23 protein-coding genes are annotated in these 20,325 nt (G+C 71.4%); 9 read left to right on the forward strand and 14 right to left on the reverse strand.

Features of this window, described 5'->3' with window-relative positions; genetic code table 11:
- Positions 1 to 116: 116 nt before the first annotated feature.
- From ACWDR3_RS26790 to ACWDR3_RS26805, 4 genes are all read right to left on the reverse strand, one after another.
- A complete protein-coding gene (locus ACWDR3_RS26790; RefSeq protein ID WP_450355128.1) occupies positions 117 to 878 on the reverse strand; it encodes an SDR family oxidoreductase in 762 nt (253 codons plus the stop codon).
- A gap of 13 nt (positions 879 to 891) precedes the next feature.
- Complete coding sequence (fabG, locus tag ACWDR3_RS26795) at positions 892 to 1,653, reverse strand: 3-oxoacyl-ACP reductase FabG (protein WP_124000521.1); 762 nt, start codon at positions 1,651 to 1,653, stop codon at positions 892 to 894.
- 147 nt (positions 1,654 to 1,800) lie between these two features.
- Complete coding sequence (locus tag ACWDR3_RS26800) at positions 1,801 to 2,229, reverse strand: DUF3037 domain-containing protein (RefSeq protein ID WP_450355169.1); 429 nt, start codon at positions 2,227 to 2,229, stop codon at positions 1,801 to 1,803.
- A 17-nt stretch (positions 2,230 to 2,246) separates the two neighbouring features.
- The gene (locus ACWDR3_RS26805) at positions 2,247 to 3,026 is read right to left on the reverse strand and encodes a HipA family kinase (protein WP_450355129.1); all 780 of its coding nucleotides are present in this window, start codon (positions 3,024 to 3,026) and stop codon (positions 2,247 to 2,249) included.
- Positions 3,027 to 3,229: 203 nt separating this feature from the next.
- Here ACWDR3_RS26805 and ACWDR3_RS26810 point away from each other — a divergent pair, with 203 nt between their 5' ends.
- On the forward strand, positions 3,230 to 3,721 hold the full coding sequence (locus ACWDR3_RS26810) for a Rieske (2Fe-2S) protein (RefSeq protein WP_450355130.1): 492 nt from the start codon (positions 3,230 to 3,232) through the stop codon (positions 3,719 to 3,721).
- Here ACWDR3_RS26810 and ACWDR3_RS26815 read toward each other — a convergent pair.
- The gene (locus ACWDR3_RS26815) at positions 3,708 to 4,364 is read right to left on the reverse strand and encodes a cysteine hydrolase (protein WP_450355131.1); all 657 of its coding nucleotides are present in this window, start codon (positions 4,362 to 4,364) and stop codon (positions 3,708 to 3,710) included. The genes ACWDR3_RS26810 and ACWDR3_RS26815 overlap by 14 nt on opposite strands.
- Before the next feature lie 160 nt (positions 4,365 to 4,524).
- Between ACWDR3_RS26815 and ACWDR3_RS26820 the strand changes: the two genes are divergently transcribed.
- Positions 4,525 to 4,992: a pyridoxamine 5'-phosphate oxidase family protein gene (locus ACWDR3_RS26820; protein ID WP_124000516.1), complete on the forward strand. Its 468-nt coding sequence runs from the start codon at positions 4,525 to 4,527 to the stop codon at positions 4,990 to 4,992.
- Positions 4,993 to 5,032: 40 nt separating this feature from the next.
- On the opposite strand, the gene ACWDR3_RS26825 is transcribed toward ACWDR3_RS26820, so the two are convergent.
- Positions 5,033 to 5,935, reverse strand: coding sequence for a LysR family transcriptional regulator (locus ACWDR3_RS26825; protein ID WP_450355132.1), 903 nt, complete (start codon positions 5,933 to 5,935; stop codon positions 5,033 to 5,035).
- A 74-nt stretch (positions 5,936 to 6,009) separates the two neighbouring features.
- Between ACWDR3_RS26825 and ACWDR3_RS26830 the strand changes: the two genes are divergently transcribed.
- Positions 6,010 to 7,161, forward strand: coding sequence for a DMT family transporter (locus ACWDR3_RS26830; protein ID WP_450355133.1), 1,152 nt, complete (start codon positions 6,010 to 6,012; stop codon positions 7,159 to 7,161).
- Between the two features lie 21 nt (positions 7,162 to 7,182).
- Here the strand turns inward: ACWDR3_RS26830 and ACWDR3_RS26835 are convergent, their stop codons facing one another.
- Complete coding sequence (locus tag ACWDR3_RS26835; RefSeq protein ID WP_450355134.1) at positions 7,183 to 8,526, reverse strand: aminotransferase class I/II-fold pyridoxal phosphate-dependent enzyme; 1,344 nt, start codon at positions 8,524 to 8,526, stop codon at positions 7,183 to 7,185.
- 64 nt (positions 8,527 to 8,590) lie between these two features.
- Between ACWDR3_RS26835 and ACWDR3_RS26840 the strand changes: the two genes are divergently transcribed.
- On the forward strand, positions 8,591 to 9,283 hold the full coding sequence (locus tag ACWDR3_RS26840; protein WP_450355135.1) for a pyridoxamine 5'-phosphate oxidase family protein: 693 nt from the start codon (positions 8,591 to 8,593) through the stop codon (positions 9,281 to 9,283).
- Positions 9,284 to 9,475: 192 nt separating this feature from the next.
- Here ACWDR3_RS26840 and ACWDR3_RS26845 read toward each other — a convergent pair whose 3' ends face one another.
- Together ACWDR3_RS26845 and ACWDR3_RS26850 are read right to left on the reverse strand one after the other, a co-directional pair.
- Positions 9,476 to 10,474: an EamA family transporter gene (locus ACWDR3_RS26845; protein WP_450355136.1), complete on the reverse strand. Its 999-nt coding sequence runs from the start codon at positions 10,472 to 10,474 to the stop codon at positions 9,476 to 9,478.
- A gap of 106 nt (positions 10,475 to 10,580) precedes the next feature.
- Positions 10,581 to 11,126, reverse strand: a complete 546-nt coding sequence (locus ACWDR3_RS26850; protein WP_450355137.1) for a Clp protease N-terminal domain-containing protein — start codon at positions 11,124 to 11,126, stop codon at positions 10,581 to 10,583.
- Positions 11,127 to 11,323: 197 nt separating this feature from the next.
- Between ACWDR3_RS26850 and ACWDR3_RS26855 the strand changes: the two genes are divergently transcribed.
- Both ACWDR3_RS26855 and ACWDR3_RS26860 read left to right on the forward strand, forming a co-directional pair.
- A complete protein-coding gene (locus ACWDR3_RS26855) occupies positions 11,324 to 11,512 on the forward strand; it encodes a hypothetical protein (RefSeq protein ID WP_124000509.1) in 189 nt (62 codons plus the stop codon).
- A gap of 117 nt (positions 11,513 to 11,629) precedes the next feature.
- Positions 11,630 to 12,058: a type II toxin-antitoxin system Rv0910 family toxin gene (locus ACWDR3_RS26860; protein ID WP_450355138.1), complete on the forward strand. Its 429-nt coding sequence runs from the start codon at positions 11,630 to 11,632 to the stop codon at positions 12,056 to 12,058.
- Between the two features lie 145 nt (positions 12,059 to 12,203).
- Here the strand turns inward: ACWDR3_RS26860 and ACWDR3_RS26865 are convergent, their stop codons facing one another.
- On the reverse strand, positions 12,204 to 12,845 hold the full coding sequence (locus tag ACWDR3_RS26865; RefSeq protein WP_450355139.1) for a PadR family transcriptional regulator: 642 nt from the start codon (positions 12,843 to 12,845) through the stop codon (positions 12,204 to 12,206).
- A 128-nt stretch (positions 12,846 to 12,973) separates the two neighbouring features.
- Between ACWDR3_RS26865 and ACWDR3_RS26870 the strand changes: the two genes are divergently transcribed.
- Positions 12,974 to 13,864, forward strand: a complete 891-nt coding sequence (locus ACWDR3_RS26870) for an aminoglycoside phosphotransferase family protein (protein ID WP_450355140.1) — start codon at positions 12,974 to 12,976, stop codon at positions 13,862 to 13,864.
- A gap of 13 nt (positions 13,865 to 13,877) precedes the next feature.
- Here ACWDR3_RS26870 and ACWDR3_RS26875 read toward each other — a convergent pair whose 3' ends face one another.
- Positions 13,878 to 14,894: an aldo/keto reductase gene (locus ACWDR3_RS26875; protein WP_450355141.1), complete on the reverse strand. Its 1,017-nt coding sequence runs from the start codon at positions 14,892 to 14,894 to the stop codon at positions 13,878 to 13,880.
- A 142-nt stretch (positions 14,895 to 15,036) separates the two neighbouring features.
- Here ACWDR3_RS26875 and ACWDR3_RS26880 point away from each other — a divergent pair, with 142 nt between their 5' ends.
- Positions 15,037 to 15,921 (forward strand): helix-turn-helix domain-containing protein, encoded by an 885-nt coding sequence (locus ACWDR3_RS26880; RefSeq protein WP_450355142.1) that lies wholly within the window; start codon positions 15,037 to 15,039, stop codon positions 15,919 to 15,921.
- Positions 15,922 to 15,932: 11 nt separating this feature from the next.
- Here the strand turns inward: ACWDR3_RS26880 and ACWDR3_RS26885 are convergent, their stop codons facing one another.
- Both ACWDR3_RS26885 and ACWDR3_RS26890 read right to left on the reverse strand, forming a co-directional pair.
- A complete protein-coding gene (locus ACWDR3_RS26885; protein ID WP_450355143.1) occupies positions 15,933 to 17,612 on the reverse strand; it encodes a thiamine pyrophosphate-binding protein in 1,680 nt (559 codons plus the stop codon).
- The gene (locus ACWDR3_RS26890; RefSeq protein WP_450355144.1) at positions 17,609 to 18,394 is read right to left on the reverse strand and encodes a cyclase family protein; all 786 of its coding nucleotides are present in this window, start codon (positions 18,392 to 18,394) and stop codon (positions 17,609 to 17,611) included. The genes ACWDR3_RS26885 and ACWDR3_RS26890 overlap by 4 nt, the downstream gene beginning before the upstream one ends.
- 177 nt (positions 18,395 to 18,571) lie before the next feature.
- Here ACWDR3_RS26890 and ACWDR3_RS26895 point away from each other — a divergent pair, with 177 nt between their 5' ends.
- Complete coding sequence (locus ACWDR3_RS26895) at positions 18,572 to 19,381, forward strand: PhzF family phenazine biosynthesis protein (protein ID WP_450355145.1); 810 nt, start codon at positions 18,572 to 18,574, stop codon at positions 19,379 to 19,381.
- A gap of 50 nt (positions 19,382 to 19,431) precedes the next feature.
- Here ACWDR3_RS26895 and ACWDR3_RS26900 read toward each other — a convergent pair whose 3' ends face one another.
- A complete protein-coding gene (locus ACWDR3_RS26900; protein ID WP_450355146.1) occupies positions 19,432 to 20,232 on the reverse strand; it encodes a CPBP family intramembrane glutamic endopeptidase in 801 nt (266 codons plus the stop codon).
- Positions 20,233 to 20,325: the final 93 nt, after the last annotated feature.

The raw sequence follows: 20,325 nt of genomic DNA on the forward strand, positions 1-20,325 counted from the left end.
CGCGAGGTTGGCCTCCAGGTGCTGGAGTGTGCGCGGGCCGATGAGGGTGGAGGTGATGCCGGGGCGGTTCTGAACCCAGGCGACGCCCGCTTCGAGAGCTTTGGTGACGGCCGGTGTCAGCCGACGCCGGCGTTGAGGAAGATGCCGCCGTCGACGACGAGGGTCTGCCCGGTGATCCAGTCGGACTGGTCCGAGGTGAGGAACGCGGCGGCGCCGCCGATGTCGGAGGGCACGCCGAGCCGGGCCAGCGGGTAGGAGGCGGCGGCCTCCGCCTCGCGGCCCTCGTACAGGGCGGCGGCGAACTTGGTCTTCACCACCGCAGGGGCGATGGAGTTGACCCGCACACCGGGCGCGAACTCGTGCGCCAGCTGGAGCGTCAGGTTGATCATCGCGGCCTTGCTGACACCGTACGCGCCGATGAACGGCGAGGCGGAGACACCGGCGAGGGACGCGATGTTGACGATGGCGCCGCCGTTGTCCTTCTGCCAGGCGTGCCAGGTCTTCTGGGCGAAGCCGAGCGCCGAGATCACGTTGGTCTCGAAGACCTTGCGCGCCACGTTCAGGTCGAGGTCGGCGATCGGGCCGAACACCGGGTTCGTACCGGCGTTGTTGACCAGGAAGTCGATGCGGCCGAAGGCCTCCATCGTGCGCTCGACGACGACGGCCTGGTGGGCCTCGTCGTGGGCCTTGCCGGCCACGCCGACGACACGGTCGGCGCCGAGGGCCTCGACGGCCCCCTTGAGGGCGTCCTCGTCGCGTCCGGTGATGCAGACCCGGTCGCCGCGGGCGAGCAGCGCCTCGGCGACGCCGTAGCCGATGCCGCGGCTGGCGCCGGTGATCACGGCGACCTTGCCGGAGAGTTCAGGCAGTTCAGTCATGTTCCCGCGTTCCCTAGTCGAGCGGTCCGCCGGCGACGTACAGGACCTGGCCGGAGACGAAGCCGGCGGCCTCGTTCGTGAAGAAGGCGATGGCGTTGGCGATGTCCTCGGGCTCGCCGACGCGGGCCACAGGGATCTGGGTGGCGGCGGCGGCCTTGAACTCCTCGAAGCCCATCTTGACGCGCTCGGCCGTGGCCTTGGTCATCTCGGTGGCGATGAAGCCGGGGGCGACGGCGTTGGCGGTGATGCCGAACTTGCCGAGCTCGATGGCGAGGGTCTTGGTGAAGCCCTGCATACCGGCCTTCGCGGCCGAGTAGTTGGCCTGCCCGCGGTTGCCGAGCGCCGAGGAGGAGGAGAGGTTGACGATGCGGCCGAAGCCCGCGTCGACCATGTGCTTCTGGACGGCCTTGGCCATCAGGAAGGAGCCGCGCAGATGCACGCCCAGGACCGTGTCCCAGTCGGCGACGCTCATCTTGAACAGCAGGTTGTCGCGGAGAACGCCCGCGTTGTTGATCAGGATCGTCGGCGCGCCCAGCTCGTCGACCACGCGCGCGATCGCGGCCTCGACCTGCGCCTCGTCCGAGACGTCGGCACCGACCGCGATCGCCCGGCCACCGGCCGCGGTGATCTGCTCCACGGTGTCCTTGCAGGCGGCCTCGTCGAGGTCGATCACGGCGACCGCGCGACCCTCGGCGGCCAGTCGTACGGCGGTGGCGGCGCCGATGCCGCGCGCGCCGCCCGTCACAACGGCGACCCGCTGCTCAGTGGTGGACATTGCTGGTTCTCCTCGCCCTGGGGAAAGTACGCCGGCCGGGGTGCCCCGGGTCGCGCTTCGGTGAGCGACCGCTTAGTACCTTCGGCAGACGTGACGCTAGAAGCCCTGGCACTCGGTGTCAACGGCACACGAGGCAGGTGTGATCCATTACCTCACCAGCAGGTCGAGCAAGCGCTCCGTGTCGGCCACCGGATCGACGGTGAGCCCGGTGTGCACCGGCCCCGGCTGCACGACCGTGGAGCGGGGCGCGGCGAGCCAGCGGAACCGCTGCCCGGGGTCGTCGCCCGCGGCCTGCCCCGCCGCCTCGCCGCCCCCGCAGACGCGCTCCACGGCCCCCAGGGCGGCCCGGATCCCGGCCACGTCGGCGTCCGGGTCGAGAGCGAGCAGCCGGGCCTCGTCGAGGTGGGTGCGGGCGCCGACGTAGGCCTGGGCACGGCAGTACACAAGCACCCCGGCGTTGATGCACTCGCCGCGCTCGACGCGGGGTACGACACGCAGCAGGGCGTACTCGAAGACGTCCCGGCCGCCGCCCTGGCCGGCCCGGGTGATGTGGCGCTCGGTGACGTGTCCGGCCATGTAGATGCTGGTCTCGCTCACTTGCCCTCCTCGGTGCCGGTGCCGGGGATGCCGGTCACGCGCGCGTGGATGTCGGCCGCGCGGGTGAGCAGGGGCCGCGCGTAGGCCCGTCGCAGGTCGTCCGGGGTGTCGAAGCCGGGTTCGCCGGTCAGCCAGGCGTCGGGGATCTCGGCGGTCACCTCGGCGAGGAGCTCCTCGGTGACCAGCGGCGCGAGCGCTGCGGCGGCCGCGGTGACGTCCGGCGCGAAGCGGGCGAGGGCGTGGTCCGAGGCGTCGTAGGGGCGGGCGGCGGACTTCTCGACGCCGGGCCAGTTGTGGTGCCAGATCATGGTGGCGCCGTGGTCGATGAGCCACAGCTCGCCTTGGTGCATCAGCAGGTTGGGGTTGCGCCAGGAGCGGTCGACGTTGTTGATCAGCGCGTCGAACCAGACGATCCGGCCCGCCTCCTCGGGGCCGATCGTGAAGGCGAGCGGGTCGAAGCCGAGGGCGCCGGACAGGAAGTCCATGCCGAGGTTGGCGCCGGCGCTGGACCTCAGCAGCTCCTGCACCTGCTGCTCGGGCTCGCCGAGGCCCAGCACCGGATCGAGGTCGATCGTCACCAGCCGGGGCATCCGGAAGCCCAGCCGGCGGGCCAGCTCACCGCAGACCACCTCGGCGACCAGCGTCTTGCGGCCCTGGCCCGCGCCGGTGAACTTCATGACGTACGTCCCGAGATCGTCGGCCTCGACGAGCCCCGGCAGCGAGCCGCCCTCACGCAGTGGCGTGATGTAGCGGGTGGCGGTGACTTCCTTGAGCATCGCCCCAGGTTACTGGGGTGTTGGCGGGCCCCGGAGACGGCCCCTGGGGCGCGGCGCGCCGACACCGACAGCAAAGCGACAGCGCGGCTTTACCCACCTCTGGGCCCACCCGCGTCAGGATCGCGACACCCATGAACAACGGGTGGTCGACGCCCGTACCCCTGTACAGATCTACGAAACATGCCATGGAAGGGAACGTCCGCATGACCAGCGAATCGCTCCACACCGCCCCGACCCCCACCCGACGAACAGTCGTGGCGGCGGTGGGCGCGGCGGGTCTCGCCGCCGCGCTGACCGCGTGCGGATCGAGCGACGACTCGTCCTCCTCCGACTCCTCCAACACCCAGGCCGGAGACAACGCGAGTGGCGGCTCGGACTCGAGCAGCAGCGCCTCGTCGGGCGCGGGTGGCGCCGCCCTGGCGAAGACGACCGACATACCCGAGGGCGGCGGCAAGATCTTCAAGGACCCGGCCGTGGTGGTGACCCAGCCGACGGCCGGCACCTACAAGGCCTTCTCGTCCAAGTGCACCCACCAGGGCTGCGCGGTCACCCAGATCACCGGTGACGTCATCGTCTGTCCGTGCCACAAGAGCGAGTTCTCGGTGGCGGACGGCAGTGTGAAGAAGGGACCCGCCACACAGCCGCTGCCCGAGCAGACGATCACCGTGACCGGGGACTCCATCACGCTGGCCTGACCCGCGCGCGCCGGGGCCCGAGCAGACAGCCCAGCACCTCGTCCGTGGTCGCGACCGTAGCGACCAATGCGAGGGTGTGGCGGATCATCGCGGGGGTGTAGTCGGAAGGCACTCCCGCGATGGCGTCGGCGGGCACGACAGCGGTGTAGCCGCGGTTCACGGCGTCGAAGACGGTGTTGGGGATCGCCACGTTGGCGGAGACCCCGGTCACCACCAGCGTGCGGCAGCCGAGGTTGCGCAGCAGCGCGTCGACATCGGTGCCCTGGATCGGAGACAGCCCGTGCAACCGTCGTACGACGAAGTCCTGTTCGGCGACCTCGATCGGGGCGGCCACCCGAACCGCCGTGGTGCCGGACAGCTGTTGGACGGGGAGCCGTTCGACGGCCCGGAACAGCCGTGCGTTGTGGTTGGCGCCGCGGCCGTCCGGACGGCGCTCGGCGATCGCGTGGATCACCTGGACGCCGCTCTCGTGGGCGGCGGCCACCAGCCGGGCGACGTTGGCGAGGGCTCCCGACGAGCGTGCCTCGTGGGCGAGTTGGGGCAGGGCACTGTCCGGTCCGACGACCCCCTGCTGGCACTCGACGGTGAGCAGCACCGTGGTCGCCGGGTCGAGCAGTTCACTGAGCTGTTCGTGCGACGGCACGGTTCCCCCTCGACGCGGCGGGCGGTGTGGAGCGAGCGGTGTTGAGCGGGCGAGACTAGCCACCATTGCGCATGGACGGAAGACGACCCATCCTTTTCTGACGTGATGTCAGAGGATCACTGGAGTTCCTCTGACACGACGTGAGAGAAGAGGGGGCCGCATGACCGTCACTCAGCGTCGGGGCCGGAAGATCATGATGACGCCTGGGGAACTGGACGAGTTCCTCACCAGCCAGCGCACCTGCCGGGTGGCCACGGTGTCGGCGGGCGGGGCACCGCACGTCAGCACGTTGTGGTTCGCCTGGGACGGGACCTCGATGTGGCTGTACTCCGTGGTGCGCAGCAAGCGGTGGACCGACCTGCGCCGCGACCCCCGGGTCGCGATCGTGGTCGACACCGGCGAGGAGTACGACGAGCTGCGCGGCGTCGAGCTGTCCGGGGCCGTGGAGTTCGTGGGCGAGGCCCCTCGCACCGGGGAGCTGCGCGCCGAACTCGACGTCCCGGAAACCCTGTTCGCCCGCAAGAACTTCCGTCTGGAGGAGATGCCGCACGACGGCAGGCATGCCTGGATACGGCTGACGCCGGACAAGATCGTGTCCTGGGACTTCCGCAAGTTGGGCGGGCGGTAGGGGACTTGCGGCGCCGGGCCGTCCCGAACGACAGCCCCGGTCAGCCCACCTTCCGCGCCGCGTCCTGCAACGCCCGTACCGCCGCCCTGATCGAGGGGCGGCGGTCGGCGTCCGCCCGCCAGACGACGTACACATGCCGGCGCACCCGCTGGACGAGCGGGACGGTGACGACGCCGGCCGGCATCGGGTGGCGGCCGAGCAGCGGGGCGATGCAGACACCCAATCCAGCCTGGACGAGGCCGAGTTGGGTGTGGGTCTCGGCGGCGCGGTGCGCGACGATCGGCTCGATCCCGCGCGAGCGCAGGGTGAACATCAGCCACTCGTGGCAGAACTCGCCCTCACCCCAGGTGATCCACTCGTCCTCGGCCAGCTCCCCGAGGTCCACCTCGTCGCGCCCGGCGAGCCGGTGCCCGGACGGCATCGCCAGGTCGGCCGGGTCGTCCAGGACGGACGCCTTCACCAGGCCGTCGGGCAGCGGCATCGGCTTGTTGTACCAGTCGAGACAGACCGCGAGGTCGAGGTCGCCGCGGACCACCCCGGCGATACCGGCCTCCGGCTCCAACTCCGTGGAGCGCACCCGCAATCCCGGATGTTCGGAGCGCAGATCGGCGAGCGCGAGGGGGAACAGACCGCGTGCGGCCGTGGGGAACGCCGCCACCCTCAACTCGCCGACCACCTGCCCCCGTTGTGCCTCCAGATCGGACTGGGCGAGCTCGACCTGCGACAGAATCCGCGCCGCGTGCTCCGCGAGCAGCCGTCCGGCATCGGTGAGCCGCACCCCCCGCCCGTTCTTGGCAAGCAACTGCTGACTCACCTCTCGCTCCAGCTTGGACATCTGCTGCGAGACCGCGGAGGTGGTGACATGCAGCGCGTCGGCCGCCCCGCTGACCGAGCCGTGCCGGGCCAGGGCGTCGAGGGTGCGCAGGCGCTCCAGATTCAACATGTAAGCGATACTACGAGATACCGATGCCGAAATCTCGATGGTGCTACGAGATCGGGTGCGGCATCGTTACGGCCATGACCACCACCGCCACTGCCAAAGCGACCGCCACCGGACCCCGCACCGACTGGCGCCTCCGCTTCGGCGTCCTCTCCCTCATCTGGGGCTTCAGCTTCCTCCTCATCAAGGTCGGCACGGACGGCTACGCCCCGTTCCAAGTGACCCTGGGGCGGCTGGTGTTCGGTACGGCGGTCCTGGCGGCGGCGATGGCCGTGAAGCGGGAGTGTCTGCCGCGCGGCGGGCGGACATGGCTCCATCTGACGGTCGCCGCCTTCCTGTTGAACGCCCTGCCGTTCTCGCTCTTCGCCTACTCCGAGCTGACGATCCCCTCCACGCTCGCGGGTATCTGCAACGCGACCTCACCGCTGTGGGGCATGGCCCTGTCCCTGGTCGCCCTCTCCGAGGACCGGCCGACCCGGGTCCGTGTGGCAGGTCTCGGCATCGGTTTCCTCGGCGTCCTGACGGTCCTCGGAGCCTGGCAGGGCTTCCATGGCCTGGACGCCACCGGCACGGCGATGGCCCTGCTGGCCTCGCTCAGTTACCCGATCGGCTGGATCTACGTCCGCCGCACGCTCGCCGGCACGGGCCACTCGCACCTCTCCCTGACGGGCGCCCAGTTGCTGCTGGCGACGGTGCAACTGGCCGTCGTCACGCCCCTGTTCACCTCGCTCCCGGACCACTTCTCCCCCGGCCCGCTCCTCGCGATCGCGGCCCTGGGCGCCCTCGGCACGGGGCTCGCCGTCCTCATCCAGTACGGCCTGGTCGCCGAAGTCGGCCCCACCACCGCGCAGATGGTCACGTACTTCATCCCGGTCATCGCCACGGCCGCCGGCGTCACGCTCCTCGGCGAGTCCCTGACCTGGTCGACACCGGTCGGCGCGGTGGTCGTGCTGGCGGGGGCGGCACTCACGCAGGCGCGGCCACGGCCGCGGGGACGCGGGCGGAGGGCGGGCCTGGCCGGAGCGGGAGGACCGGCCGGGGCGGGTGAGCCGGCGAGCGCGGCGAGCAATGCTGATCCCGTGGCCAGGGCTGCGGCCACTGCCGGTCCGGCGGTCAAGGCCGCGGGCAATGCTGGCGGCGCGGTCGACACCACGGGCAATGCCGGTTCCGCTGTCGAGGCTGCCATCTCGGTCAACACCGGCGAATCCGCGGCTACTTCGAAGGCCTAGGCACCTCCGCGCCCGCCCCCGCTACACGTACCTCCGCCCATACTCCGCCCCCTCCGCCGGCCCCACCGCCGACGCGATCGCGTCGGCCAGCGGAGCCGTCTCCGCATCCGTCAGGGTGGAGACGGTGACCCGGATGCCGGGAGGCGCGTTCAGGCGGAAGCGGGCGCCCGGGGCCACCGCCCAGCCCGCGTGCAGGAGTCGGGACACCGCACCGGTCTCGTCCGGTACCGGGATCCAGACGTTGAGCCCGCTGCACCCGTGCGCCGCCACTCCGCGTTCCGCGAGCGCGTCGATCAGCAGGTCGCGCCGCCGCCGGTAGGCCTTCGCCACCGCCGCCGTGTCGAGCGCGCCGTCGGACCACAGCCGCACCACCGCCCGCTGAAGGATCCGGCTGACCCAGCCGGGACCGAGCCGGTGCCGCCCGTTGACGCGGTCGACGGTGACCGCGTCCCCGGTGAGCACGGCGAGCCGCAGATCGGGCCCGTAGGCCTTGGCGACCGAGCGCACGAAGGCCCAGTGGCGGGTGATGCCGGCCAGCGGGTGCAGGGGCAGGTCGACGATGCCGAGTCCGTGGTCGTCCTCGATCAGCAGGACCTCCGGATGCTCCCGGAGCACGGCACGCAGGGCACGCGCACGCGTGGCGGTCACCGCGGCGCCGGTCGGGTTCTGCGCGCGGTCCGTGACGATCAGAGCGTGCGCCCCGGCGCCGAGAGCCCGCCGTACGTCGTCGGGCAGTGGCCCCTCGTCGTCGACGCCGACCGGCACGACCCGCAGCCCGAGCGCCGGGACCAGGTCGAGCAGGCTGCCCCAGCCGGGGTCCTCGACGGCGACGGTGTCCCCCGGCTTGAGATGGGCCGCGAGCACCCGCTCGATGACGTCGAGCGAGCCCGAGGCGACGGCGATGGGCCCGTCCGGCACCCCGTCGGCGTCCAGTTCGGCGCGCGCGATCCGGGCCAACTCCGGTTCCACGAGGGCGTCGCCGTACAGCACCGGCTCCCGGTCCCCCTGCGCTGCCGCCGCCGCGAACGCCTCGCCCAGGGGCGGCAGCAGTGCCGTGTCCGGGTTGCCGTTCGCCACGTCCCGGACCCCTTCGGGCACGTCCGTGCGGACGTACTCCCGTCCGGTGGTGGCCGGCTTCGACCGCACCCGGCTGCCCCGGCGCCCGGCGGTCTCGATGACCCCGCGCTCGCGCAGGATCCGGTACGCGGACGCCACGGTGTTGGGATTCACCCCCAGCTCGACCGCCAACTCCCGCATGGGTGGCAGCACTTCACCCGGCTCCAGCGCCCCGACACCCACCGCACGCTCGACGCTCGCCGCAATATCCGCTGCGCGTCGCCCTTCGATCCGATATCCTTCTAGCACAAAGCAGATTATGCACTAGCGCAATATCGGACGCAACACGCCACGAACGCCTACGGAGAACGCCATGCAGGGGACCGCCCAGCCGACGACGTCGCAGCCCGCCGCCTACACGCCGACCGACCGCACCGTCCCCACCCGCTCCGCGGACCGGGCGTCGTACGACAAGGAGTTGGTGCACTCGATACTCGACGAGGGGTACGTCTGCCACCTCGGCTTCGTCCGCGACGGCGCGCCCGTCGTGCTGCCCACGCTGTTCGCCCGCGTCGGCGACCGGCTCTACGTGCACGGTTCGACCGGCTCGCGCCCGCTGCGGATGACCGGTCAGGCCGACCCGGGGCTCGCCGTCTGCCTGACGGTGACGCACGTGGACGCGCTGATCCTGGCCCGCTCGGCCTTCCACCACTCGATCAACTACCGGTCCGTGGTCGTGCACGGCATCGCCTACGACGTGACCGACCCGGAGGAGAAGCGCGCGGCCCTCGACTCCCTCGTCGACCACGTCGTCCCGGGCCGCGCGGCGGACTCCCGGCCCGCGAACAAGAAGGAGCTGGCCGCCACCGCCGTGATCCGCCTCGACCTGAACGAGGTCTCGGCCAAGCTCCGCACCGGCGGGGTCAACGACGAGCCCGAGGACCTGTCACTCCCCCACTGGGCCGGCGTGGTCCCGCTCCGCAAGGGCTACGAAACCCCGGTGTCCGACGGCGACTTGACCCCCGGCATCGAGCTGCCCGACTACTTGACGACGCCTGCCGGGTGACCGGCCCGAACGCCTTCTCGGTCGCTCGGGAGAGCTGACTCCGCAGTCCTCCCGACTGGTCGGGGGAGCTGACTCCACCGTCCTCCCGACCGCTCGGGAGAGCCGACTCCGCCGCCCTATCGACCGCTCGGGTGGCCGACTCGACCACCCCATCGGCCGCTCAGCGACCGGTTCCGCCGCCCCCTCGACCGCTCAGGTGGCCGTCCCCCTGGCCGACAGCTCCCGTTCCGGGCCGCCGCTCGCCACCGGGTCCGGGGAGCCCTTGGCCGGGGCGGTGGACTGGGCGATGAACGCGCCGAGGAGGACGATCGCGCCGCCGATGATCTGCGGAGCGGACAGGTGCTCGCCGAGCAGCACCCAGGCCAGCACGGTCGCGATGACCGCTTCGAGACACGCGACGACGCCCGCGACCTGCGGAGAGAGCCGGCGCACGGAGACCACTCCGGTGACGTAGGCGAGGACGGTGGCGATCAGGACGATCCAGGCCAGCAGGACGGCGGCCGAGACGGAGGTGCCGTTCATGTCGGCGGAGCCGCTGAGCAGGGACCAGTCCATGGTCCACGGGCGTGCCACGACCGTCAGGACGAGGGCGCCGATCAGCAGCCCGAACGCGATCACGCCCAGCGGGTCGGGCGCGTCCTCGCCGGCGTCGCTGCCCTGGTCGGACAGGACGAAGTAGCCGACCTGGCAGCAGGCTGCGGCGAGGGCGAGCAGCAGGCCGACCGCGTCGAAGCTCAGGCCCGACCAGACCTCGACGACACAGGCGAGGCCGCCCACCGCGAGGACCACACCGAGTGCGGCGGCGCGCGTCACCGGCCGTCGCTGCACGAACCGCACCCAGCCGAGGACGAGGGCGGGCGCGAGGTACTCGACCAGCAACGCGACCCCGACGGGTATCCGGGATATCGCCGCGAAGTAGCAGGCCTGGACGCCGGCCACGGCGAGCAGTCCGAACCCGGCGAGCAGCGCGGGGCGGCGGCGCACCAGCGCGCGGTGGCGCACGGCGACCGGCAGCATCACCAGGGCGGCGCCCGCCACCCGCAGCCACACCACGTGGAGCGGGTCGAGGCCCGCCTCGATCAACGGTTTGGCCGCGACCCCGGATCCTCCGAAGGCGATCGCGGACCCGACCGCGAGACCGAGCCCGACGCCCTTGCCGGGACTGCCCTGACTGCTCTTCGACGTCTGCACCCGGACATGATGACAGGGCACGACAGGAGCGTCACCCCTGATGACTCCTGTCTCACCGGCTGGACGAGCCGACCCGCCATCACCGGCTGGACGATGCGAACCGCCGTCACCTGCTGGACGAGCCGGACTGCGGCAGGAAGTCCTCGACGCGGGCGGCCACCTCGTGCCGGTCGATCCCGGCCCGGTCCAGCACCTCGACGGCGCGCGCCTGCGGGTCCACGACGAGCGCGGCGAGCAGGTCGACCCCGCAGGCCGGTGCGTCGCCGCGACGGGCGGCTCGGTCGCAGGCGTACCCCATCGCACCGGCGGCCAGCGGCGACAGCCCCTCGCTCTCCTTCACCACGGGTACCGCGCCGGAGTCCTCGACGCTGCCCTGCCAGCGCAGTCCGTAGCCGATGCTGCGCTGCACGAGGTAGCCGAGCAGCCGGGCGATCTCGGGGCCGTCGTCGAAGACGGCGCGCACGTCGGGGTCGTACTCCAGGAGGGAGTGCAGCAGATGGGCGGTGTCGATCTGGCGGTCCCCGTCCCGCACCGCGCGGCGGCGGGCAGCGGTGACGACCGCAGCCAGCTCCGCGGTGAGCGTGGCGGCGGTGTCCGCGCGAGGGCCGAGGGCCTGCTCGCCGACCGACTGCCGAGGGATCCGGGGTTGCACATCCCCACCCCATCAGTCCCAGGGCATTCGGTCATCCCCGGACGGAAGCATCTTCCCGTCCCACGCAGAGTGGACTCAGGCGGCCGAAATCTCCTCCTTACGGATGAGATCAGGCCGTTCCCCACCCGGGGGCGCGCGCCGCTGTACCGTGCGCCGGTGCGCAACCACGGCGCCCGGGTCGCTCGTCCCCATGGGACGTGGAGAGCAGGTGCTGGCTGGTCGCGCTGCCGGCCGTCGACGGCAAACAGTACGTGTACCGGGTGTACGCCCCGGAGGACGCACTGCCCGCCGACCTGTTCTGGGACGCCTGGCACTGCCACGACGAGAGCGCACTCCCGCGCGCGTGGGACCTGTTCGACGCGGCGCTGATACGACGGGTCGGCTGAAGCGTTTCCCACGATCTCCTTTGTCCGGTTCATTTCTGACGGTTCATCAGTCTTGAACATTGCGGTCCGTGCGGCTACGTTCCGCGACACCGGAGCCCGAATCGAAGGGGTGGTCGCATGGCCGAAGTCAGCGCGGAGGCACGCATCGGTGCCCCCGCCGAGAAGGTGTGGGCACAACTCACCGACTGGTCCGCGTACGGCGAGTGGAACGCGACCCACACCAACTTCCCCAAGGGCGGCCCCGAGACGCTCGCGGTGGGCGGGACCTTCCAGGAGAACATGAAGCTGATGGGCTTCCCGGCGGAGGTCGACTGGACCATCGAGGAGCTGGAGCCGGCCCGGGTGTTCGCGATTCGCGGCAAGGGTCCGATGCAGGTGACCGTGGCCACGCGCTACACGCTCATCCCGGACGGCGACGCCACGACGGTGCGCATCGACGGCGAGTTCACCGGTGCCGCCGTCTCGTTGATGGCGGGCAAGCTCAAGGACTCGGCGACGGCCGCGCTGGACGAGTCACTGCGGAAGCTGGACGGGCTGGTGGCCTGAACGATGGCCGGGCCGGCGACCTGACTGTCGGCCTGACCGGCGCCGGACACGCGAAGGCGCCCCGCGGATCACTCCACGGGGCGCCTTCCTCACGGCGGGGAGGCCGTCAGCACGTACCGGTTCTCATCGCTTTCGTAGACCTTCGTCAGTCCTCGTCGGCGAGGATCAGGTACAGCTTCTTGCGGGCGTCGTTGATGACGCTCAGCGCCTTCTCGCGCTGCTCCTTGCTGCCGGTCTTCCAGACCTGGCCGAAGGCCTCCATCAGGCCGAATCCGGCCTGCCGGATCTCGCCGAGGGCCTCCCAGTCGACGCCGCGGGAGGCTTCCTCCCAGGGCGCGTCCGGGCCCTCGTCGGCCGCGGTGCGGCCGGCCTCGGTGAGCGAGAACAGCTTCTTGCCGCCCTCGGACTCACTGGTGATCAGGCCCTCGTCCTCCAGCAGCTGGAGGGTGGGGTACACCGAACCGGGGCTGGGCTTCCACGCCCCGCCGCTGCGCTCGGCGATCTCCTGGATCATCTCGTAACCGTGCATCGCACGGTCCTTGAGCAGGGCCAGGATCGACGCGCGTACGTCGCCTCGCCGTGCCCGTCCGCGCGGTCCGCCCCGACCCCTCGGCCCCCAGGGCCCGGGACCGAACCCGGGTCCACCGAAACCGAAGCCGGGACCGGGACCAGGTCCACCAGGACCCCCCGGCCCGAAGGGCCCGAAGGCACCACGCCGACCGTCGAAACCGCCTCGGCCGCGAGAGCCGGGGCCACCGAATCCATGCTCATGTCCATGGGAACGCATCGCAATCACTCCATTCATTCGTTGATCTGTCGCGATGCGTCAACGATATATCGGAACCGATCGCCTGGCAAGCCCCCTCCTCAATATCTCGGTGGATCCGGAGCCCGGCGTATGAATACTGACTGTTCATGCACGCTGACCAAGTGGATGTGACCAGCGAGATCGTCGCGTCCCTGATCCAGGAACAGTTCCCTCAGTGGAGCGGCGAGGCGATCCGGCTCCTGCCGTCGACCGGGACGGTCAACGCCATCTTCCGGATCGGGAACGGCCTCTCGGCGCGTTTCCCGCTGCGCCTCGCCGATGCCGCCGAGGCGCTGGCGGTGCTGGAACGGGAAGCCCGGGCGAGCGCGGAGCTGGCGCAGGTGTCCCGGTTCCCCGTCCCGGAACCCGTCGCCCTGGGGAAGCCCGGAGCGGGTTTCCCCATGCCGTGGTCGGTCCAGACCTGGCTGCCGGGAACGGTCGCCGTTGATGCCGACCCGAGTGGGTCGGACGCTTTCGCCGAGGATCTCGCGGCCTTCATCGCGGCCCTCCGGGACGCCGAGACGCATGGGCGGCTGTTCGACGGCGACAATCGCGGCGGCGTTCTCGCGGACCACGACGACTGGATGGCGAAGTGCTTCGTGGAGAGCGAGGGGCTGCTCGACGTGCCCCGGCTGCGCCGGGTGTGGAGCCACTTCCGGGAACTGCCCCGCACGGCTGCCGACGTGATGAGCCACGGTGACCTGATTCCCGGCAACGTACTGGTCGCGGGAGACCGGCTCAGCGGGGTGCTGGACACGGGCGGCTTCGGCCCGGCCGACCCCGCGCTGGACCTGGTCGGTGCCTGGCACCTGCTGCGGCCGGGTCCGCGGGAAGTGCTCCGGCGGACCCTGGCCTGCGACGACCTGGAGTGGGAGCGCGGCAAGGCGTGGGCCTTCGAACAGGCGATGGGTCTTGTCTGGTACTACGTCGACACCAACCCGACGATGAGCAGCCTGGGACGCCGGACGCTCGACCGCATTCTGGAGTCGACGGAGTGACGGCGAGCGGGCTTCAGCGCCGCCGCAGGCGCTTGTCGGTGATCGGCGGGGTGGGGTCGATGTAGAAGTCGCCGGGATTCACGTCGACGCCGGGTGGGACGATCTCGTCGATGCGGTCGAGGACGTCGTCGCCGAGTTCCACGTCGGCCGCGGCGAGGAGGTCGGTCAGCTGCTCGGGGCGGCGCGGGCCGATGAGCACCGCGGTGACCGCCGGATGGGCCCGCACGAAAGCGATGGCCAGATGCGGCAGCGGCAGCCCTGCCTCGGCGGCCAGAGCGGTCAGTTCGCGCACGGCGTCGGCCTTGGCCCGTACACCCGGCTGGTCGAGATCGAACATCTTCGCCCCGAGACCGGCGTTGCGATGCCCGGCGGTGGGATCCGAACGCCCCGAGAGCCAGCCGGAGTTGAGCGGCCCGAAGGTCAGCACGCCCATGCCGTAGCGCTGGGCGGTGGGCAGCACCCGGCTCTCCACACCGCGGGTGAGGATCGAGTACGGCGGCTGCTCGGTGCGGAACCGGTGATGGCCGCGGCGCTCGGCCGTCCACTGGGCCTCGACGATCTCCTCGGGCGAGAAGAACGAGCCGCCGACGGCACGGATCTTCCCGGCCCGGACCAGGTCCGACAGGGCGCCGAGGGTCTCGTCGATGTCGGTGTATGGGTCGGGGCGGTGCATCTGGTACAGGTCGACGTGGTCGGTGTCCAGGCGGCGCAGGCTGTCGTCCAGCGCACGTCGGATCCAACGGGCCGAGCCACCGCGCCTGTTGGGGTCCTCGCCCATCGGCAGCCCGAATTTTGTGGCCAGGACGATGTCGTCGCGGCGGCCCTTCAGCGCCTTGCCCACGATCACCTCCGACTCGCCGCCGGAGTACACGTCGGCGGTGTCGACGAGGTTGATCCCGGCGTCCAGTGCCGTATGGATCATGCGGACCGACTCGTCGTGGTCGGTGTTGCCCATCGCGCCGAACATCATCGCGCCGAGTGCGTACTCGCTCACCGACATGCCCGTGCCGCCGAGAATCCTGCGCTTCATCAGGGGTACCTCCAGGTGCGTGCTTGCTCCCCACCAGACGAGCACGTCTCCCGGCCGGGGCGGGAGACCCGCTCCGACCGGGGGTCCAGCAGACCCCCTTTGGCACGGCCGCTCCCCAGGTCAGCCGGTCTACCGTGGTGGCATGGCCCAGGAACCGAACAGCGAGCTGCGGGACTTCCTCCGCTCGCGCCGCGCGAAGATCACCCCCGAGGAGGTAGGCCTGGCACCCCAGCCCGGCGCCCGTCGCGTTCCGGGCCTGCGGCGCGAGGAGGTCGCCCAGCTCGCCGGCGTCAGCGTCGACTACTACGTCCGCCTGGAGCGCGGCCGCCACCTCAACGTCTCCGCGTCCGTCCTGGACGCCATCGCCCGCGCCCTGCGCCTCGACGAGCTGGAGCGGACCCACCTGTTCCGGATCGCCAGGCCGGCCCGCACCCGTCCTCGCCCGCTGCCGCCGCAGCGCATCCGCCCCGGTCTGCGCCTGCTGCTCGACAGCCTCACCGACGTACCCGCCCTGGTGTACGGCCGCCGCATGGACGTCCTGGCCGCCAACGACCTCGCCCGCGCCCTGTACACGGACTTCGAGGCCCTGCCGGCCCGTGACCGCAACATGGCCCGCCTGGTCTTCCTCGACGACAACTTCCGGACCCTGTACGCCGATTGGGAAGGCGCCGCCCGCGGCATCGTCGCGTCACTGCGCCTGTACGCGGGACGTCACCCGCACGACCCCGCGCTGGCCGAGCTCGTCGGCGAACTCTCCGTCCAGGACGCGGACTTCCGCCACTGGTGGGCCGACCACGACGTGTTCCAGCGCACCCACGGCACCAAGCACTACCACCACCCCGTCGTCGGCGAACTCGTCCTGGGCTACGAGGCGTTCGCCCCCACCGACGACCCCGAGCAGATCCTGGGCATCTCCACCGCCGAACCAGGATCCGCCTCCGCGGAGCGCCTGAAACTGCTGGCCAGCTGGTCCCGGTCCCCGCAAGACCCGACACCGGCCGCCCAACCGGACACCCCACGCCCCTGAAGCCGCTCGGCTCAGTGGCCCCGGAACGCCTCCTCCAGCCACCAGGCGCCGTGGTCCCGGGTCACCTTGGCGTCGATGAGCAGCGGCGCCGTACGCGGACCGGAGAGCCAGTCCCCGACCGTCTTGAGGTCGGCCCTCGTACGGACGGTGACCGCCTCGAAGCCGTACCCGCGGGCGATCGCGGCGAGGTCCGTCTCCGGGAAGGTGACCGTGTCCAGCGGATGGCCCTCGGGCCCGAAGTGGTGGACCTCCGCCCCGTAGGCGTCGTCGTTGTAGACGACGACCACCATCGGCAGTCCGAGCCGACGCACGGTGTCCAGTTCCACGGCGCTCATGAGGAACCCGCCGTCGCCGAGGGCGGCCACCGGCAGCCGGTCCGGGCGGGCCAGGGCCGCACCGATCGTGGTCGCGAGACCCAGGCCGATCGACTGGAAGGCCTGCGTGAAACAGAACCCCTCGTGGTCCGGCACGGACAGATAGGCGCTGGGATAACCCATGAAGTTCCCGGAGTCCACGCCGACCACCCGCTCGGCCGGCAGCAGGTCGTCCAGCGCGATGCTCAGCGTCCGCGGATCGATCCGCTCCCGGGTGCCCTCGTCCTCGTACGGCACGTCCCGCCACCGCGCCCGCGCGGCGAGGGCGACCCCGACCTCGGGCGTCCGATACCCCTCGCGCCGCTCGCCGCCGCCCGACTCCAGCGCCCGCCGCGCGGTCCGTGTCACGTCACCGGTGACACCGAGATCGACCTCGCGGTGCACGCCGAGCGCGGCCGGATCGTCGTCGACCTGTACGACGGTGGCGTCGGCGCCGATGAGGTTGCCGTGCCGCATGGTCCACATGTTCAGGGCGCAGCCCCAGCCGACGATCAAGTCGGCGCCCTGAATCAGTTCCGCGGCCAGGGGTGAGGCGAAACCGCCGGACACGTCGAGGGACCAGTCGCCGCCCTGGAACAGGCCCCGGGCGACGGCGGATGTGGCCAGCAACGCGCCGTACCGGTCGGCGAGTTCAGCGAGGGCGTCCCGGCTGTCCGGCGTCCGCGCGCCTCGCCCCGCCACGAAGACCGGGCGGCGCGAGCGGTCCAACAGCCTTACCAGCTCCGCGAGTTCGCCCGCCGAGGGCTCGACCAGCACAGGTTCGGGCTCGGGGCTGAAAGCCCGTACCGCATCCAAGCCCTGCGCCTCGCCCAACGCCCGTGCCACTTCGTCCGGCACGTCCAGGGCCTGTACCTCCAGCGGGAGGTCGAGCAGCACCGTGCGCCGCTCGTGCCGGGCCCGGTGCAGCGCGGCTAGGGCCTGGGCGACCGCGTCGTGGGCCGTCGTCAGGCGCGCGGTGACGGCGCCGACCGAGTGCGCGATGACCGCCTGGTCGATACGGAAGTTGGAGTTCGGCTGCGTCGCCTCGGCGGCCAGGACCAGCAGCGGCGTACGGCTCTTGGCGGCCTCGGCGATGCCGGTGACGGCGTTGGTCAGCCCTGGCCCCTGGTGCACGCTCACGGCGGCGACGATTCCGCTGGTGCGGGCGTACGCGTCGGCCATGGTGGCCGCGCCGCCCTCGTGCCGGGCGGCGACGAAACGGGCGCCCGCCGCGACCATGGCGTTGGTGAGGTGGAAGTTGCCCGAGCCGACGACGCCGAAGACGTGGTCGACCCCGGCCGCGGTCAGCGCCCGTCCGACGGCCTCGGCGACCTTCACGACCGCTCCACCAGGGCGAGCACGCGCGCGGGGGCGCCGGATCCGCTGACGATGGGCAGCGGCCCGGCGAGGACGACGGCACCGGTGGGCGGCAGCGCGCCGAGGTTCTGCAGCTGGGTCAGGCCGTACTTGTCGCTGCCGAGCAGATACGAGTGACAGGGGAACGCCGGTTCGAACGAGTGCGCCCGGCCCGCGTCCGTGCCCACCGTCTCCACGCCCAAGCCGATGACCGGCGCCTCCTCGGCCACCCAGCGCGCGCACTCCGCCGACAGACCCGGCGTGTGCGGGCCGTTCTCGTCGGCGTTGAGGAACGCCTCCTGCGACTCGGAGCGGGCGTCCCAGCCGGTGCGCAGCAGCAGCCAGCCCCCGTCGGGCAGCGGCCCGTGCTCCGCCTCCCAGGCCTTGATGTGATCCACCTCGACGAGGAAGTCGGGGTCCTTGGTGGCCTGTTCGGAGAAGTCCAGCACGGCTGCCGGCGCGATCAGCCGGCCCGCCGGCACCGACGCCACGTCCGTGAGGTCCTTCCCGGTGACCCAGTGGACCGGCGCGTCGAAGTGGGTGCCGGTGTGCTCACCGCTGCGGAAGTTGTTCCAGTACCAGGCCGGGCCCCGGTCGTCGTACCGGCTGATCTCCTCCAGCTCGAACACCTGGGTCTGCCCGAACTCCGGCGGCAACTGGATGACCGGTGTGGACGACGACAGTGGCGACGTGAGGTCGACGACCTCGATCGAACCCCCGCGCAACCCGGCGAGCAGCGCGGCGAGAACGGACGGCTGGGACATGACGGCCTCCTGGGACGGTGCTGAACTCACGACCGCGCACAACACGCTGACGCGCGCCTGCGCCTCCACGTTAGAGCCGAATACGAGCCTCCCCCTGGGCAGCCCGCCTCAAAATCGGTCCAGCGAACCCGAATTGGCCTTGGCCGACCGGTCCACTCGGCCCATACCGTCAACCGCATGCCTATCCGAATCGTCGATGCCTTCACCGACCGTCCCTTCACCGGCAACCCGGCCGGGGTCCTGCTCCTCGACGCGTTCCCGGACGACGAACGGCTCCAGCAGGTGGCCCTGGAGGTGAATCACGCGGAGACCGCGTTCGCGCAACCGCTGCCCGAGGGCGGCGCGGCCGACTGGGCGCTGCGGTGGTTCACGCCCACCACCGAGGTCGACATGTGCGGTCACGCGACGCTCGCCACGGCCCACGTCCTGCACGTCACCGGTACCCACGAGGGTCCGGTGCGGTTCGCCACCCGCAGTGGTGTCCTCGGGGCGACGCCGGAGGCGGACGGCTCGATCACCCTGGACTTCCCGACGGCCCCGCTCACCCCGGTCGAGGTCCCGGACGGTGTCGCCGACGCGTTGGGCGCCGAGCCGCTCGTCGCCTTCGACACCGGTCCGAACGTCGGTGACCTGGTGCTGGAGCTGGCGGACGAGAAGACGGTGCGCGCGCTCGCGCCGGACCATCGGGCCCTGGCCGCCTTCTCCGAGCGCGGGATCATCGCCACCGCTATCGCCGAGGACCCCACCCGCGGCTACGACTTCGTCTCCCGCTGCTTCTTCCCGCGCATCGGCATCGACGAGGACCCGGTCACCGGCAGCGCCCACACGGCCCTCGCGCCTTTCTGGTCCGAGCGCCTGGGCCGCCCCGACCTGACCGGTCTGCAGGCCTCGCCCCGCTCCGGCCGCGTCGGCACCCGGCTGCGCGGCGACCGCACCCTGCTGAACGGCCGCGCGGTCGTCGTCATCGAGGGCGAGCTGCTCGCCTAGGGCTTTCGAAAACCCCGCCGAAACCCAGGGCCAAAAGCCCCTGCCGACGGTCACGCCGTCGGCAGCCAGCCCACCTTCCCCGCCAGCAGCGCGTACCCCACGAACGCCCCGATGTCGAGCAGGGAATGCGCCACCACCAGGGGACCCACCCGGCCCCACCGGCGGTACAGGAAGACGAACACCAGGCCCATCACCATGTTGCCGAGGAAGCCGCCGATGCCCTGGTAGAGGTGGTAGCTACCGCGCAGTACGGAACTGGCCACCAGCGCGGCCCCCGGCGTCCAGCCCAACTGCCCCAGTCGGCGCAGCAGATACCCGACGACGATGACCTCTTCGAGGATCGCGTTCTGCATCGCCGACAGGATCAGCACCGGGTACTTCCACCACACGTCGGGCAGCGCCTCGGGCACCACCGTGAGGTTGAAGCCGAGCCCGCGGGCCGCCAGGTAGAAGGCGATTCCGGTGCTGCCGATCACCGCCGCGATCCCCGCGCCCCGGCCGAGGTCGGGCCACGGCCGGGTGCGGTCGAAGCCGAGTGTGCGCAGGCTCTGCCCCTCCCGCAGCAGGAAGTGCGCGACGAGCAGCACCGGCACCAGGGCCGAGGTGATCCCGAACAGCTGCCAGGCGAGATCGAGCCAGGGCCGGCCCGGCGCGGCCGAGGCGTTGAGCGTCGCGGCCTGGTCCTTGAGACCTCCTGGTTTCGTAACCGATCCGACAAAACTGATCAGGGCGGACACTCCACTCGCACCGAGCGAAAGCCCCAGAACGAGCAGTGTCTCGTCACGCAGGATCCGTCGTGAGGGCCCCTCCTGAGGAAAAGAATCGGCCACCGGACCCGCCTCTGCCTGCACACCTGCCTCCAGTTGTTCAATCCCGCCTCATGCCCATCTTCGCCCCGCTAGGGTCTCGAAAGAACATACGAAGATCGTGCGTGACAGGCCGTC

Source organism: Streptomyces sp. NPDC001002, assembly GCF_053599215.1.